Annotated in this window: 21 protein-coding genes; 19 read left to right on the forward strand and 2 right to left on the reverse strand. The window is 37.0% G+C overall.

All coding sequences use genetic code 11. From position 1 onward, the window contains the following. Window positions 1-300: 300 nt before the first annotated feature. Together BLR65_RS27600 and BLR65_RS27605 are read right to left on the reverse strand one after the other, a co-directional pair. Window positions 301-750: an ImmA/IrrE family metallo-endopeptidase gene (locus tag BLR65_RS27600; RefSeq protein WP_093797872.1), complete on the reverse strand. Its 450-nt coding sequence runs from the start codon at window positions 748-750 to the stop codon at window positions 301-303. Between the two features lie 4 nt (window positions 751-754). Further along, window positions 755-1,252 (reverse strand): helix-turn-helix domain-containing protein, encoded by a 498-nt coding sequence (locus tag BLR65_RS27605; protein ID WP_093797874.1) that lies wholly within the window; start codon window positions 1,250-1,252, stop codon window positions 755-757. Between the two features lie 245 nt (window positions 1,253-1,497). On the opposite strand from BLR65_RS27605, the gene BLR65_RS27610 reads away from it, so the two are divergent. From BLR65_RS27610 to BLR65_RS27680, 19 genes are all read left to right on the forward strand, one after another. After that, window positions 1,498-1,734 carry a helix-turn-helix domain-containing protein gene (locus BLR65_RS27610; RefSeq protein ID WP_093797876.1) on the forward strand — a complete coding sequence of 79 codons (237 nt, stop codon included), beginning with the start codon at window positions 1,498-1,500 and terminating at the stop codon, window positions 1,732-1,734. Next, a complete protein-coding gene (locus BLR65_RS27615; protein WP_169716685.1) occupies window positions 1,731-2,450 on the forward strand; it encodes a Rha family transcriptional regulator in 720 nt (239 codons plus the stop codon). Before BLR65_RS27610 ends, BLR65_RS27615 begins: the two co-directional genes overlap by 4 nt. 19 nt (window positions 2,451-2,469) lie before the next feature. Continuing rightward, on the forward strand, window positions 2,470-2,646 hold the full coding sequence (locus BLR65_RS30265; RefSeq protein WP_169716684.1) for a hypothetical protein: 177 nt from the start codon (window positions 2,470-2,472) through the stop codon (window positions 2,644-2,646). A 16-nt stretch (window positions 2,647-2,662) separates the two neighbouring features. Continuing rightward, a complete protein-coding gene (locus BLR65_RS30270; protein WP_169716683.1) occupies window positions 2,663-2,836 on the forward strand; it encodes a hypothetical protein in 174 nt (57 codons plus the stop codon). After that, entirely contained in the window at window positions 2,833-3,225 is a 393-nt protein-coding gene (locus BLR65_RS27620; RefSeq protein WP_093797880.1) for an XRE family transcriptional regulator, read from the forward strand. Before BLR65_RS30270 ends, BLR65_RS27620 begins: the two co-directional genes overlap by 4 nt. 5 nt (window positions 3,226-3,230) lie before the next feature. Beyond that, complete coding sequence (locus BLR65_RS31570) at window positions 3,231-3,353, forward strand: hypothetical protein (RefSeq protein WP_281241616.1); 123 nt, start codon at window positions 3,231-3,233, stop codon at window positions 3,351-3,353. Window positions 3,354-3,373: 20 nt separating this feature from the next. Continuing rightward, window positions 3,374-3,514, forward strand: coding sequence for a hypothetical protein (locus BLR65_RS30275; protein WP_169716682.1), 141 nt, complete (start codon window positions 3,374-3,376; stop codon window positions 3,512-3,514). 119 nt (window positions 3,515-3,633) lie between these two features. Beyond that, on the forward strand, window positions 3,634-4,281 hold the full coding sequence (locus tag BLR65_RS27625) for a hypothetical protein (protein ID WP_093797882.1): 648 nt from the start codon (window positions 3,634-3,636) through the stop codon (window positions 4,279-4,281). Further along, a complete protein-coding gene (locus BLR65_RS27630; protein ID WP_176772823.1) occupies window positions 4,274-5,536 on the forward strand; it encodes an SNF2-related protein in 1,263 nt (420 codons plus the stop codon). Before BLR65_RS27625 ends, BLR65_RS27630 begins: the two co-directional genes overlap by 8 nt. Next, complete coding sequence (locus BLR65_RS27635) at window positions 5,537-5,965, forward strand: siphovirus Gp157 family protein (protein WP_093797886.1); 429 nt, start codon at window positions 5,537-5,539, stop codon at window positions 5,963-5,965. It begins immediately after the preceding gene. Further along, window positions 5,965-6,378 (forward strand): VRR-NUC domain-containing protein, encoded by a 414-nt coding sequence (locus BLR65_RS27640; protein WP_093797888.1) that lies wholly within the window; start codon window positions 5,965-5,967, stop codon window positions 6,376-6,378. The genes BLR65_RS27635 and BLR65_RS27640 overlap by 1 nt, the downstream gene beginning before the upstream one ends. Then, the gene (locus tag BLR65_RS27645) at window positions 6,357-8,150 is read left to right on the forward strand and encodes an AAA family ATPase (protein ID WP_245693095.1); all 1,794 of its coding nucleotides are present in this window, start codon (window positions 6,357-6,359) and stop codon (window positions 8,148-8,150) included. The genes BLR65_RS27640 and BLR65_RS27645 overlap by 22 nt, the downstream gene beginning before the upstream one ends. 25 nt (window positions 8,151-8,175) lie before the next feature. Next, a complete protein-coding gene (locus BLR65_RS27650) occupies window positions 8,176-8,652 on the forward strand; it encodes a putative metallopeptidase (protein ID WP_093797892.1) in 477 nt (158 codons plus the stop codon). 3 nt (window positions 8,653-8,655) lie between these two features. Next, complete coding sequence (locus tag BLR65_RS27655; RefSeq protein ID WP_093797894.1) at window positions 8,656-9,105, forward strand: DUF669 domain-containing protein; 450 nt, start codon at window positions 8,656-8,658, stop codon at window positions 9,103-9,105. Window positions 9,106-9,165: 60 nt separating this feature from the next. After that, window positions 9,166-10,932: a hypothetical protein gene (locus tag BLR65_RS27660; RefSeq protein WP_093797896.1), complete on the forward strand. Its 1,767-nt coding sequence runs from the start codon at window positions 9,166-9,168 to the stop codon at window positions 10,930-10,932. Further along, on the forward strand, window positions 10,932-11,297 hold the full coding sequence (locus tag BLR65_RS27665; RefSeq protein WP_093797898.1) for a zinc-finger-containing protein: 366 nt from the start codon (window positions 10,932-10,934) through the stop codon (window positions 11,295-11,297). The genes BLR65_RS27660 and BLR65_RS27665 overlap by 1 nt, the downstream gene beginning before the upstream one ends. Next, complete coding sequence (locus tag BLR65_RS27670) at window positions 11,294-13,180, forward strand: DNA primase family protein (RefSeq protein WP_211285033.1); 1,887 nt, start codon at window positions 11,294-11,296, stop codon at window positions 13,178-13,180. Before BLR65_RS27665 ends, BLR65_RS27670 begins: the two co-directional genes overlap by 4 nt. Continuing rightward, complete coding sequence (locus BLR65_RS27675; protein ID WP_093797900.1) at window positions 13,173-13,433, forward strand: hypothetical protein; 261 nt, start codon at window positions 13,173-13,175, stop codon at window positions 13,431-13,433. The genes BLR65_RS27670 and BLR65_RS27675 overlap by 8 nt, the downstream gene beginning before the upstream one ends. Beyond that, window positions 13,430-14,164, forward strand: coding sequence for a hypothetical protein (locus tag BLR65_RS27680; protein ID WP_093797902.1), 735 nt, complete (start codon window positions 13,430-13,432; stop codon window positions 14,162-14,164). The genes BLR65_RS27675 and BLR65_RS27680 overlap by 4 nt, the downstream gene beginning before the upstream one ends. Window positions 14,165-14,270 lie beyond the last annotated feature (106 nt).

Raw genomic sequence — 14,270 nt, forward strand, 5'->3', positions numbered from 1 at the left:
TCCCCTTCAAACATTAGTCAACTTGAACCGCTTCAAACCCCCGTACTGTCTACGTTCTTCAAACATCGGTTCAAGTTCAACTTATATTTTCTACTATATTCTTTTATTTTAGAGAATCATAAAATTTTAACGATTATTTTTCCCTTAATATATAAAGATGTCATATTTAACTTGAACCAACTTGAACCGCACCTCATAAACCCAGTAACCACGGAACTTACAACCGGTTCAAGTTGATTTCTGTTAACTTGAACCGCTGAGAATGGTTAACAAGTCAGAATCCGCATGAAATAAGGATTTCTAGCGGTTCATGTTCCGGTTCAAGTTGGAAAGTGTTTTAAGCTCAACAAGTTTACCGGGAATTTCAAGGCATTTGGCTATATTATATAAACTGCATTCAGGGTATTCGCGCAGTAGTTCATCATTAAGTAGTAATTCTACAGCAAAGATATTGGCCTGCCGCTCAATTTTATCAGTGGAATACAGGGTACTACGTTTTAAAAAAGGAGTGTTCAAATCATAATGTTCAATGGCATGATATAATTCGTGAGCGCAAACAAAAGTCTCTAATTTTTCAGAGAGTCTATTATTGAGGTGGATAATTTTAATACGTTTATACATATTGAAGAAACCTAAAACATTTTTCATACGGCGATATACAATGATGATGCCTAATTCATCTGCTATGAAGAATGGATTATTTGTTTTATGTTTTATCATCATTCCTTCAGCAAATTCTTTGATATCCATGAAACTACTCCTTACGGTATTTTTTAGGAGTGAACTTTTTCTTTGCAATTTGTTTAGCGAGGCGCATGGAATATTCTAAGCTTGCTTTTAATAGTTCACGGTCTTCCTCGTCTTCCGCTTCATTAAATGCCGCCATACCGGATTCGCTATCTAAACCCTTAAGCATTTTTTCCAAGTCACGTGCAATTTCCCGTTCGTCTTTAGAAGTAAGTTCTGGCAGGCCGTCTTTGGTCTGCTTTTCAATTTCAGAAGCTTCTTTCGCTAATTTACCATCTTTATTATAGTTATCGTCCCATTTATTAAGCTTGCTTTCCCGTGCAAGAATTTCAGCAGAAGTAATTCCCAATGCTTTTGCAATACTTTCAAGTGTATTAATACTTGGGTTATATCTATTTCGTTCTACATCGGCAAGGTAGGAACGTGAAATATTAGCTTTTAATGCTAATTCGTCTTGAGTTAATTTCATTGATTTTCTTAGTTCTCTTATATGTTGACCTAGCATTTTTCTTACCTCCTAATGTCGTATATACCGACTTAAATTAATTATAATTAAAAAATGACGAATATACAAGACTAATTTTGACGGAAATACAAGTAAAAATTAGAAAAATAGAGAATTACCTAGCTAATGCTTGATAATCTTAAATTTAAGTCTAAAACCCTTTGATTTTCATATTTACTGAATGACGGATATACCGTATAATAACGATAGACGGAAATACAAGGCATAAAACAGGAGGTGAGAGAATGCCATCAATTGGAAAAATATTACGAGAAAAAAGGAAAGAGAAAGGGTATACCCAACAAGAACTTGCTGATAAAGCCAATTTATCCCGCAGCTACATAGCTGATATTGAAGGTGAAAGATATACTCCAAGCCTCAATACAATTATTAAAGTAGCACGTTACCTTGACTTAGATTTAAATTTTTTACAAGTAATTGACGGAAATACAAGTAGTAAGAACGAAGGTGAATTGGATTGAATCAATTAGTTCAAGTAAATAATGGACAAGTTGTAGTGTCTAGTCGACAAGTGGCTGATAATTTCGGTAAAAATCATAGGGATGTATTAGAGAGTGTTCGAGAAATTTTGAGGTCTGCGGGAAATTCCGCAACCCCCATGTTTTATGAAACAATCTATGAACATCCGCAAAATAAACAACAATACCCCGAATACCTTATGAACCGTGATGGGTTTACTTTGTTGGCAATGGGTTTTACCGGTTCAGAGGCCATGCAATGGAAAATCAAATATATTCAAGCTTTTAATGAAATGGAAAAGCAATTGAATGTCCCAGTCACAAACAATAACTTCAATCAGATTTATAAGATTATCAGGGCATTGTCTAGTGCACCAAAAGCAAACCTTCCTTATGTTGTAAAGGCAGTGGAACTTCAATATCCAGGTATTTTTGACGGCATAGAACAGCCAAATGATAATCAAAAAATTAAACATTGCAATCATCCAACTGATAATTCAGCAGTGCGAACAACAATATTAAAATTCTTGGATGAAAACAATGTGTTGGGAATAGCAACTAATCAAGCTTATGCTGATTATCTGGATTTTTGTAAAACAGAGCGATTAAACCCTACTAATAATATTCACTTCTCAAGGCAAGTGACTTCAATTTTGGATATTCAGGTTGCTAGTAAGAAAATCAATGGAAAGAAATATCGGATGTTTATTTCAAAATAATAAAAGCGAGGTATTGAAAATGAAAAACGTTGACATGCAGGTTGAAGGTAACATTCTTACTATTAAAGTTGATTTATCTAAAAATTATGGGCCATCTAATAGCGGTAAATCCTTTGTGATTGCTACTACTGAAGGTAATAAAACTGTTGGTAGCACTGATTGCAAAATTGGTTTAAATGTTTATAAAAAGATGTAAGGGGGGCGAGTAAACAATGATTAGATTTGCAATAAATCGTAAAACGGGAGAATCAAGAATTGTTGATGCTTACGATGCGCCCGGTGATAATCCGTTAGAAGCTCTTGCCCATTGTTTGGCAAAAATGACTATAGAACATGGCCTGCTTAAAAAGTATCAACAACAAAATAATGAGGTGACGCAAGCATGAATTTTTCAATCAGGTTGAAAACCGCTATGGATGAAAAACAAATTAATCAGTCGGATTTATCTGCTCTAACTGGCATGAGTAAAGCATCCATAAGTCAGTATCTTTCCGGTAAGAATGAGCCTAGCAAGAAAAATATTGCTAAAATTGCTGAAGCCTTGAAAGTTACAGAAGCTTGGTTAATGGGTTTGGATGAAGAACATCAACCAGTTCAACAACCAGTTAAAAAATTAACGGTTGAAGAAGCCGCCCGGATTATGGGTAAGTCAGATAAATTCGTCAGGCTTGGTTTGCAGCAAGGAGTATTACCCTTTGGTTCCGCTGTGAAAGTAAGTACCAAATGGTCTTACTATATATCCACTCAGAAATTCAATGAATATGTAGGGAGGTGAACAGGTTGGATATTATCCTGATTGCACTGGTCTTAGTAGGTGTTATTTGCGCCGGGGCAATGCCACGTAAAGCGCGGGAGTATTTTGAGCTAGTTAATATCAGGACAAAAGAAAAACGCCGTGTATAGGCGTAGAAAGGAGGAGTAAATTGGTACATGACAGTTTAATCGGTTTCCTTTACGATGGTGATTTACATGGGATAACACTTACAAGGTATTTGTTCAGTATTGCGGATTTAGAGCTATTAGCCGCAGAAAAAGAAAAAACCGTTGCTACCAACAACGGCTAAAGAAAAAATTATCACCATTAGTATATTACATTATTTTGAAACTGTCAAAATGGCAGTCTGACCCGTGTACTTAGTTTAACCGGAAAATATACGTCTTATACAAGGAGTGTGTAAAAAGTATGAAAAAGTTTGAATTAACGAGAGAGTCTATAAGAATATTTGGCCGGACATTGTTCCGCATTAAAGCCTTAATTTCTTTTAATGATGTTGAAATTGGTGAACTTGGCGGTTTTGTTGAAAAGGAAGAAAACATTGATCAGTACGGTGATGCTTGGGTATACGGTGATGCTTGGGTATACGGTGATGCTCAGGTATCCGGTGATGCTCAGGTATCCGGTAATGCACGGGTATACGGTAATGCTCAGGTATCCGGTGATGCTCAGGTATCCGGTAATGCTCAGGTATCCGGTGATGCTTGGGTATCCGGTGATGCTCAGGTATACGGTAATGCTTGGGTATCCGGTGATGCTTGGGTATACGGTAATGCACGGGTACTTTCTCGTAAACATATTGCATGGTTTTCTTCGGTCGGTTCTGAGTTTGGCACGTTGACTGCTTATACAACTACAACCGGCATTGAAATTACTCGCGGTTGCTTCCGTGGTTCATTAGAAGAATTTGAATCTGCCGTACAAAAGACACATGGTGAGAGTAATTACGCCCAACAATACGCCGCTCTTATCCAATACATTAAACTTCGTTTTCTTGGCGTGACTGTTGAAATAGAAATGTCAGCAGAACAAGAATTCAAGGTTGTTCATGATTAACTTCAAGCCACATCAGCAGTTATCCCTTGATTTAACTGCTGATAAACACCTGGTTGCTTATTACTTGGACATGGGGCTTGGTAAGACGTTTGTAGGGGCTGAAAAACTTATACAACTTAAAGCCCCTATCAATTTACTTATTTGCCAGTGTTCAAAAATTGATGATTGGATTGAACATTTTCAAAAGTATTACACGCTACCGGCATTCAACCTAACTGAAAAAAAGCAATATGAACGATTCTTTGAACTTACTGAATTAGTTTCTGGAATCGTTGGGGTTATCAATTATGAACTGGCGTTCCGGCGTAAGGATTTACTGAATTTAAGGGATTTTACTTTGATGCTGGATGAATCCTCCATGATTCAGAACGAAACGGTTAAGCGGTCAAAATTCGTTCTTAAATTAGCTCCTAAAAATGTAATTTTATTAAGTGGTACGCCTACAAGCGGTAAGTATGAAAAACTTTGGTCACAGATTCAATTGCTTGGCTGGAAAATTTCGAAGAAACTGTTTTGGCAGCAATATGTTGATACGGAGTATTTGGATGTGAACGGTTTTCCCGTCAGGACAATTAAAGGTTACAAAAATGTAGACAGGTTGAAACGCAAACTTGCCAAACATGGCGCGGTGTTCATGAAGTCTGAAGAAGTTTTAACCCTACCTGAACAGTTTGATAACAAAATAATGATTCCCACAACCAAAGAATACCGCAAGTTTATGCGTACTTCCATTGTCAAGGTAGCTGATACCGAGTTAGTAGGAGATACCTCATTAACAAAACGTATGTATGCAAGGCAGTTATGCGGCCAGTACAATCAAGCAAAATTAGAAGCTTTCCAAGACCTTATTCAATCAACTGAAGACCGTTTAATTGTTTTTTACAACTTCAATGAAGAACTTAAAAAAATGCTTGAATTAGTTGATGAACGGCCAGTTTCCATTGTAAACGGTGAAATGAAAGACCTTACTGCATATAACGAGCGTGATAATTCAATTACCTTTGTTCAGTATCAGGCCGGAGCTAAAGGGTTGAATTTGCAGAAGGCAAATAAAATTGTCTACTTCACGCTTACACAGTCTTGTGAAGATTGGATGCAATCTAAAAAGCGTATACACCGGATGGGACAGGAAAAATCATGTTTCTATTATTATCTCATGTGCCGTAACTCCATTGAAGAGGAAGTTTTAAAAACCTTAGAGAGTGGCCGGGATTACACAGATAACCTATTTGAAAAATATTGCGAGGTGTATTAATTGATTAAATGCCAAAATGAATGCCCAAAAGAAAAAGGTAAAGTTTGTTGCAGTCAATGTGAATTTAATACTGATTGTGATGATCTTTGTGAACTTGAGCCTAATGATTGCGGTTGTGCAGTATTAGAGTCTACTCCTGATGTGTTTCAAACTGCTGAAGCAGCAGTAATTCAAAGCATTGCTGACCTTTGCAAATTCAAGAAAGACTTAGAGGAAAAGGAAAAAGACCTCAAATCTCAATTAAAAGATGCTATGGAGCGGCATAGTATTAAATCCTTCAATAATGATGTTTTAAAAATTACTTATGTCGCAGGTACTAGCGCGGTAAGCATTGATTCCAAAGCACTAAAAGCAAAATATCCTCAAATTGCGGCCGAATGCTCTAAGACTTCAACCAAAGCGGCATATGTGAAAGTTGAGTTGAAATAATGGCCGCTGAAAAGCAATTTGAAAATAAAGTCAAACGGTTCCTTTGTTCAGTTGGCGTTTATCCGGCAGGTACTCCTGAATCCAAAATGACGGTAGCGTGCAATGGATGGTTTACTAAGATTTGGGGCGGTGGTTTTCAAAAGTCGGGCATACCGGATTTAATTTGCTGTGTTAATGGAATATTCATTGCCCCGGAATTAAAGGCTTCCAATGGCCGCAGTTCTGAACTACAAAAGTTAAACATTTCAATAATCAATAAATCTAAGGGTATTGGAATTATCCTTTACCCCGAAGGATTTGAGAATTTCAAAAAACTGATATTGGGGGTGATAGATTGCAATACTCATATTCCAGAGTTGATTGCGCTGAAAAATGCCCTTTCAAGTACAAAATGCGCTATTTGGACAAAGTAAAAGCTCTGCAATGGACACCTAAAGGGCCGGATATATACGGCGCAATAAACTCCCTAGTCATTGGGCAAGCCTTACACACCGGCATTGAAAAAGACGTTGATACAGCCATTAAAGAATACTTTGCCAGTTATCCGGTTATTACAGACCATCACATTGATGAAGCAATTAAATTGGAATATTTGTTGCCGAAGGTTAAAGAAATTCTTCCTGAAGGTCAAAGTGAAGTTCAAATAATGACTAGTGATTTTATCGGGTTTATTGACCGTCTTACTCCAAATGATGATGGAACATATGACATTTACGACTTCAAATATTCCAATAACATCAAAAATTATTTAAACAGTCATCAGCTACATGTGTACAAGTACTTTTATGAAAAAATGACCGGTAAAAAAATTAGGAGATTGTATTTTGTCTTTGTTCCTAAAATTCAAATCAAGCAAAAGAAAACAGAGGATTTGCGGCAATACCGAGAGCGAATTAAATCTGAGCTTGAAAAAGCTGAAGTAAAAATCATTGAAGTTGAATTCAATTATGAAAAAGTAATTGAATTCATGGCCGGTGTGAAACATTGTTTGGAACTCAAAGATTTTAATAAAAATCCAAATTATTTATGTGATTGGTGCGAGTACCAAGAATTTTGTGAAAAGGGATGGGATTATATGTTATTACCTGAAAACAAGAGAAGAAACGTTGATACGATTGAAAAGAAAGTCATTTGGTTATATGGTTCACCATTTAGCGGCAAGACACATCTTGCAAATCAATTTCCTGACCCCCTGATGTTAAATACTGACGGCAATATCCGGTTTGTGGATTCCCCGTTTATCGCCATTAAGGATATTGTAAAAATCGAAGGGCGAGTTACCAAGAAAACTTTGGCCTGGGAAGTTTTCAAAGATGCTATTGCCGAGCTTGAGAAAAAGCAAAACGATTTTAAAACCATTGTGGTTGACTTGCTGGAAGATACTTATGAACATTGCCGCCTGTACATGTACGATAAATTGGGAATAACTCATGAATCGGATGATAGTTTCCGGGCTTGGGATAAAGTCAGAAGTGAATTCCTAAACACCTTAAAACGGCTTATGAACCTTGATTATGAAAACATCGTTCTTATCAGTCATGAGGACACTTCCAAGGATATAACCAAAAAAGGCGGGGACAAAGTTACTTCTATTAAACCTAACATTAACGATAAATGCGCCAATAAGGTTGCCGGTATGGTTGATATTGTGGCTAGGGTTATCGCTGACGGTGATGTACGGACGCTGAGTTTCAAAACCAATGAAGTGATATTTGGCGGTGGTCGCTTAACCGTAGTGAATAAGGAAATACCGCTGGAATACAGCGAATTAATCAAGGTTTATGAGGAAGTCAATTCCGGTAAGAAGTCAGAAACCACACAGCCTGCTGCAACTACAGGTAGAAGAGGGCGTAATACACCAGAACCTGAAAAACCTGCAGCGCAGTCCCCTACTTCACAACCAGAGGAAATGCAGAGGAAAGAAATTGCTGATAAAGATCGATATTTTTATCACTCAGAATCTGATTCATACTGGATGGTTAAAAAAGGTGAAGAATTACCGATCGATATGAATGCAGAAATATCAATTGAATTGGATAAGGTCGAATGGGAAGACCAGAAAAAACAGGCAGAGGCGGCTACTTCTAAAACCGATGAAAAACCTGCTGAACCTGCTAAACCTGAAGTTAAAAGTGAAACTCCCCCGGCCACTTCTACCCGGAGAACAAGGAAACCAAGATCATAATTTAATTTGGAGAGGATGAAAATTTATGGCTAGAAAGAAAACACCTAAACAACCGAAAGCCCCTGCAGGGCCAAAGTTTGAATATGCTCCTGAAGCTGTACTGAAATTAGCTGCCCGTTTGATTGACGAGTATCACAGCCGGTTATCTGAAGCCAATATTTCCTATATCATGAGAAATGGTACATGGAAAAAGAAAGGTGATACGGTTGACGCTGATGTGTCAGTTGTATCCGGTGCAAATCGGTTTGAAACCAACAAGCATTTCCGCATAACCATTAATGCCGAGGTTTGGCTTAACGCTGATGATAAAACCAAAGCTTACATTTTGGACAGACAGCTTTCCCGTTGTTCTAAAGAAGAGACAACCAATGGGGATGTTAAATGGTCAACCAGGGATTATTTTGTTAAGGAATTTCCTTCACTCATTGAACGGCACGGACTTGTTACGGAAGAATTGCGGCAGTTAGATCAAGTTATGAAACATACAGCAGGGGGTAATTAATTTATGGCTATAGATTTTAGTAAATTTGACAAAGCAATTGATATTGATGGTTTAAAACAGGATGTTGCGGAAGCTGCTGAAAACGGCGGTACTCGCAGGGAAGTACCTCACGGAACCTATGAAGTAAAAATTGAAAAACTGGAGCTTACAGAAAGTAAAAAACATGACCCAATGGTTAGTTGCTGGATGCGAATTGTAGCCGGTGAGTACGAAAAATGCATGTTGTTTATGAATCAGGTTGTCACACAAGGGTTTCAAATACATCTTGCCAACGAATTCTTGCGGAGCCTGGATTCTGGCATAGAGGTTGAATTTCAATCCTATTCCCAATACAATCAATTACTTATGGATATCGCAGAGGAAATTGACGGACAGCTTGAATATGCAGTTGAATACGGTGAAAGCAAAGGGTATAACACATTCAAGATAACTGAAGTGTTTGACGTTGAGTAAGTAGATTTATAGAGGGAATAAACATTGTTTATTCCCTCTGTTTATAAAAAGTGAAAGGAGTTGAGTGTCATTCTTTTTTTCGACTTCGAAGTTTTTAAATACGACTGGCTAGTTGTAATTATTGATGTAATCAATAAATGTGAACACGTTATTGTAAATGACAATGATAAATTGCAATCTCTTTATGATGCTAACCGAAAAAATATTTGGGTTGGCTACAACAGCCGCCACTATGACCAATGGATTTTAAAAGCAATTTTATGCGGCTTTAACCCTAAAGAAGTCAATGACCATATCATTATAAAAAAACTACCGGCGTACCAGTATTCAAGTTTGCTGAACAAGATCAATGTCAATAACTTTGACGTTATGACAATCCAAACCGGGTTAAAGTCATTAGAAGGTTTTATGGGGAATGACATTAAGGAATCCAGTGTACCGTTTGATATTGACCGGAAATTAACACAGGAGGAAATTGAAGAAACAATTAAATACTGCCGCCATGACGTTGAGCAATTAGTTGAGGTATTCCTGCACCGTAAAGATGATTTTGACGCTCATATGGGGCTTGTACGCTTGGCTTGTGAAGGAAAACAGCTTGACCTATCCTTGATATCCAAAACCAAAGTACAGTTATCAGCCTACATTCTGGATGCTCATAAACCGCTTCATAGCCGGGATGATGAGTTTGATATATCATTCCCGCCAACGATGCAAATTGAAAAATACCGGGATGTGATCAGATGGTACGAAAACCCCCTAAATCGGGATTATGAAAAAGAACTTCAGATTGATATAGCCGGTGTTCCTCACGTTTTTGCCTGGGGTGGTTTACATGGGGCCATACCTCAATATTCCGGGGAAGGTATTTATTTAAATGTTGACGTTGCCAGTTATTACCCCACTTTAATGATTGAATACGGTTTTGGTAGCCGTAACATGTCAAACCCGGATAAATACAAAGAAATTTACCATACACGGCTTAAATATAAGGCTGAAAAGAATCCCCTGGCAGAGCCATTAAAAATCGTTCTGAATGGCACTTACGGGGCCATGAAGGACAAGAATAACAATCTGTATGATCCAAGGCAGGCCAATAATGTTTGTGTTGGCGGTCAATTACTCTTATTGGATTTAATAGAAAAGTTGGAGCCGCATTGCCAGATTATCCAAAGCAACACAGATGGTATTCTAGTTAAGCTCCATAGCATTGATGATTATGATTTGATTGATGATATCGCCTATGAATGGGAATGCCGAACCAGAATGAAATTAGAGTTTGACTTATATCAGAAGATTTTTCAAAAGGACGTAAATAACTATGTGATTGTTGATTTGGACGGTGAGTATAAAAGTAAGGGCGCCTATGTTAAAAAGCTAGATCAGCTTGATTATGATTTACCTATTGTCAATGCAGCAGTCCTAAATTTTATGGTCAAGGGAATTCCAGTTGAACAAACAATCAACCAGTGCCGGGAGCTTAAAGAATTTCAGAAGATAGTCAAGGTTAGCAGCAAATATTCTCACGCTCTATATAATCCCGTTATTACAGAAGAAAAAAGAAACGGGAAAAAAGTCAATGTTTTTAGTGGTGGTCAAGTTCAAAAGGATAAGTGTTTCAGGGTTTTTGCTTCAAAAAATACTGCTGATGGTGGATTGTATAAGGTTAAAAACAAAGAAAAGAACCCGGAGAAATTCGCCAATACTCCTGAATGCTGTTTCATTATGAATGATAGCGTAAACGGTAAATTCATTTCAAGGCGATTAGATAAACAATGGTACATAGACTTAGCAAACAAGCGGTTACAAGATTTTGGGGTGATTTAATGAACGTAATTTGTCAATATTGTGGTAAACCTGCTCAGTTTGTAGATAGTTCGCGTGTCTATCGTAAAAGTTACGGAATGATTTACTACTGCAAGCCTTGCAATGCCTGGGTTGGGGTACATGAAGGCACAAAAAAGCCGCTTGGAGTTTTGGCTAATGCCGAGCTTAGAAGGTGGAAGAAGAAAGCACACTTTTACTTTGATAGGCTTTGGAAATCAAAACTAATGAGCAGAAAAGCAGCTTATAAATGGTTATCGGGGCAATTACATAAACCGGTTGCCCAAACTCACATAGGCATGTTTGATGTAAGTGATTGTAAGCGGGTAGTTGAAGTAGTTTTTAAATTTTGGAGAGATCAGCCATGATTTTATTCAAAGGCTTTGTTGAAACACAAGATAAAAAATGCATAGAGAAGTTTAAAAATCGAACCAAATTTAAAACTTATGAGCAGGTAAAACGACTGCCTGAATTTGCAGGGATATTAGGAAATGAAACTATTTTAATAGATATTGATGATTTTGAATCCAGTGAAATTCTATTCAAAATAGTTCAAGACTTGAATTTAAAGTGCAGAGTGTATACTACCAGCCGGGGCAAACACTTTTTATTTAAAAATACATCAGTGGAAAATAACCGGACAAAATGTAAATTAGCTTGTGCCTTGATAGCTGATATAAAACTAGGTTTAAAAAACTCCTATTCTATTCTGAAGTTTAACGGACAAGAACGAAAAATCATTTATGACTACCCGGAAGATGAAATTCAGGAATTGCCAAAATGGTTAAATCCAATTAAAACATCCGTTAACTTTCTTGAAATGGATGTAGGAGACGGAAGAAACCAGGCACTTTTCAACTATATCCTGACCCTTCAATCAAGTGACTTTACAATTGAGGAAGCTAGGGAAACTCTTAAAATTATCAATACTTATGTGTTAAAAGTCCCTTTGAACGAAACTGAATTAGAAGTTATCATGCGGGACGATGCATTTAAGAAACCAGTTTTTTTCAAAAGTTCAACGTTCCTATTTGATAAATTTGCAACCTATTTGAAAAATAACCATCATATCATCAAAATAAATAATCAGCTTCACCTATACAAAGATGGTATATATGTACAGGGGCAGGGTGATATTGAATCAGAAATGATCAAACATATTCCTCAATTAAACCGTGCAAAGCGAACGGAGGTATTAAGTTATTTGGATATTTTAATCCGGGATAATGCCACTGTATCAGATGCCAATTTCATTGCGTTTGCCAATGGCGTTTATAACTTGGTTGATGATTCTTTCACTGATTTTAAGCCGGAGCATGTTATTACTAATAAAATTAACTGGAACTATAACCCGGCAGCTTATTCGGAGCTTACAGACAATACTTTAAATAAAATCGCCTGCCAGGATACCGAAATTAGAATGTTGTTAGAAGAAGTTATTGGATATACCTTCTACCGGCGCAATGAGCTAAGAAAAGCCTTCATATTCATAGGTGACAAGGCAAATGGTAAATCCACCTATATTGATATGATTAAAACTTTACTAGGCGATAATAACACGGCGGCACTTGATTTAAAGGAACTTGGAGACCGTTTTAAAACGGCCGAATTGTTTGGTAAGCTGGCAAACCTGGGTGATGATATCGGGGATGAATTTATTGCCAATGCAGCAGCTTTTAAAAAATTAGTTAGCGGTGACAGAATGAGTGTTGAACGGAAAGGCCAAAATCCCTTTGATTTCAATAATTATTCCAAGTTTGTTTTTTCGGCCAATAATATCCCCCGAATTAAGGACAAGACCGGGGCCGTACTTGACCGGTTAATCATTATACCCTTCAATGCAAAATTTAGTTCTGCTGACCCTGATTTTGACCCTTATATCAAATATAAGCTGCGGGAACCAAAGTGCATTGAATATCTAATTAACCTGGCCTTACAAGGATTAAAGCGTGTTTTGGAAAACCGGAAGTTTACCATTTCAAACAAAGTTGAAAAAGAGCTTCAAGAATATGAGGAACAGAATAACCCGATTTTAGGATTTTTTAAAGAAGTTGAACAAGATCAAATTGAAAATGAACCTACTAAAAATATCTATAAGAAATACCAAGAGTACTGCATTCTAAACAGTTTGCAACCAATGAGTAATATTGAATTCTCCAAACAGGTTAACAAACGTTTTGATTTAGAAGTCGCTGATAAAAAGATTGACGGTAAGAAATACAGGATATTTGTGAGGAAAGAATATGATTAATCTTACTGAAAAAGAAATCCTAGATATTATGTGTGGCTTGAAAGCTTATATTAATTACTATGAAGTTTCAGGAGAACAAAAATTTGAACGTATTTTTCTTTTTGCAAAACTTAATGATTATTTAAAGAAAAGTAATCAATGTTACTTTATTAATCCTTATAATGAATTCGACTTAAATGGTGTAGAACTTCGAAATTATCATTTATGGAAAAATAATACAGGGCATTTATTAAGAGGGAGGCTGGCGCGATGAGTGATAGACGAGCAAGTTTGGAAGAAAAAAGAACTGCTAATATTGCGGTTATGTGGGAAAAAGAAGTTATCAGTTTGCGAGATAAACTGATGGTGGCAGAATTTGATAGAGATAAAAATCTACGAGTGGCTAAAATAGCTGCTGGACATATATTACGGATTTATAAAGAGTTAAAGAAATCCGAGCTAGAGCGCGATGAATGGCAGCGTAAGTCAAACTTTTATGCTGAACAGGTTGGAAAAACTAAAATCTTATTTGATGAACAGGTACAATGCAGAGAGGAATTGCAGCGTCAGGCGGTACATGCTAAAAAAGTTATTGCTGAATTACAGCGTCAAAAAGCACAGCTTTTGCTGCAACTTAAACGATTTACGAATGAGCCTGTAGACATTGATGAAGTTGGCGGTGCACATGAAGGTGGTTGTGGCTGGAATCCGCAAGGAGTATTCTGCGGTGAATGTTCTTCTTCTACTTGTAAAGGGTGTATTAATCAATACATGTTAGAAAATGATCGTGATTGGGGGGGAGGAACACTAATGGACAACCCAAAGTTAAACGGTAGTGGTTGCAAGGATTTAACCGCTTATGAAGCAATTAAAAGTGCAGATAAGCCGGATGAAGTAGCTCACCGAGTTATTAAGTTAATGAAGCAGTTGGCTTCCATATGCGGCTTTGAAGTAGTTGAGCGGATTATTATAAAAAATAAATCTACCGGGAAGGAATACCGGTAGTTTTTCGAAATCAACTTGAACCGGAACATGAACCGCTAGAAATCCTTATTTCATGCGGATTCTGACTTGTTAACCATTCTCAGCGGTTCAAGTTAACAGAAATCAA

The organism is Sporomusa acidovorans, assembly GCF_900101845.1.
Lineage (GTDB): Bacteria > Bacillota > Negativicutes > Sporomusales > Sporomusaceae > Sporomusa > Sporomusa acidovorans.

Excerpts from the sequence above, each read along its gene's own strand:
- BLR65_RS27605 (WP_093797874.1), bottom strand. The coding sequence starts at position 1,252 with ATGCTAGGTCAACATATAAGAGAACTAAGAAAATCAATGAAATTAACT.
- BLR65_RS27670 (WP_211285033.1), top strand. The coding sequence starts at position 11,294 with ATGATTTTATTCAAAGGCTTTGTTGAAACACAAGATAAAAAATGCATA.
- BLR65_RS27620 (WP_093797880.1), top strand. The coding sequence starts at position 2,833 with ATGAATTTTTCAATCAGGTTGAAAACCGCTATGGATGAAAAACAAATT.
- BLR65_RS30265 (WP_169716684.1), top strand. The coding sequence starts at position 2,470 with ATGAAAAACGTTGACATGCAGGTTGAAGGTAACATTCTTACTATTAAA.
- BLR65_RS27675 (WP_093797900.1), top strand. The coding sequence starts at position 13,173 with ATGATTAATCTTACTGAAAAAGAAATCCTAGATATTATGTGTGGCTTG.
- BLR65_RS27645 (WP_245693095.1), top strand. The coding sequence starts at position 6,357 with ATGCGCTATTTGGACAAAGTAAAAGCTCTGCAATGGACACCTAAAGGG.
- BLR65_RS27600 (WP_093797872.1), bottom strand. The coding sequence starts at position 750 with ATGGATATCAAAGAATTTGCTGAAGGAATGATGATAAAACATAAAACA.
- BLR65_RS27610 (WP_093797876.1), top strand. The coding sequence starts at position 1,498 with ATGCCATCAATTGGAAAAATATTACGAGAAAAAAGGAAAGAGAAAGGG.
- BLR65_RS27650 (WP_093797892.1), top strand. The coding sequence starts at position 8,176 with ATGGCTAGAAAGAAAACACCTAAACAACCGAAAGCCCCTGCAGGGCCA.
- BLR65_RS27630 (WP_176772823.1), top strand. The coding sequence starts at position 4,274 with ATGATTAACTTCAAGCCACATCAGCAGTTATCCCTTGATTTAACTGCT.
- BLR65_RS27625 (WP_093797882.1), top strand. The coding sequence starts at position 3,634 with ATGAAAAAGTTTGAATTAACGAGAGAGTCTATAAGAATATTTGGCCGG.
- BLR65_RS27665 (WP_093797898.1), top strand. The coding sequence starts at position 10,932 with ATGAACGTAATTTGTCAATATTGTGGTAAACCTGCTCAGTTTGTAGAT.
- BLR65_RS27655 (WP_093797894.1), top strand. The coding sequence starts at position 8,656 with ATGGCTATAGATTTTAGTAAATTTGACAAAGCAATTGATATTGATGGT.
- BLR65_RS27640 (WP_093797888.1), top strand. The coding sequence starts at position 5,965 with ATGGCCGCTGAAAAGCAATTTGAAAATAAAGTCAAACGGTTCCTTTGT.
- BLR65_RS27680 (WP_093797902.1), top strand. The coding sequence starts at position 13,430 with ATGAGTGATAGACGAGCAAGTTTGGAAGAAAAAAGAACTGCTAATATT.
- BLR65_RS30270 (WP_169716683.1), top strand. The coding sequence starts at position 2,663 with ATGATTAGATTTGCAATAAATCGTAAAACGGGAGAATCAAGAATTGTT.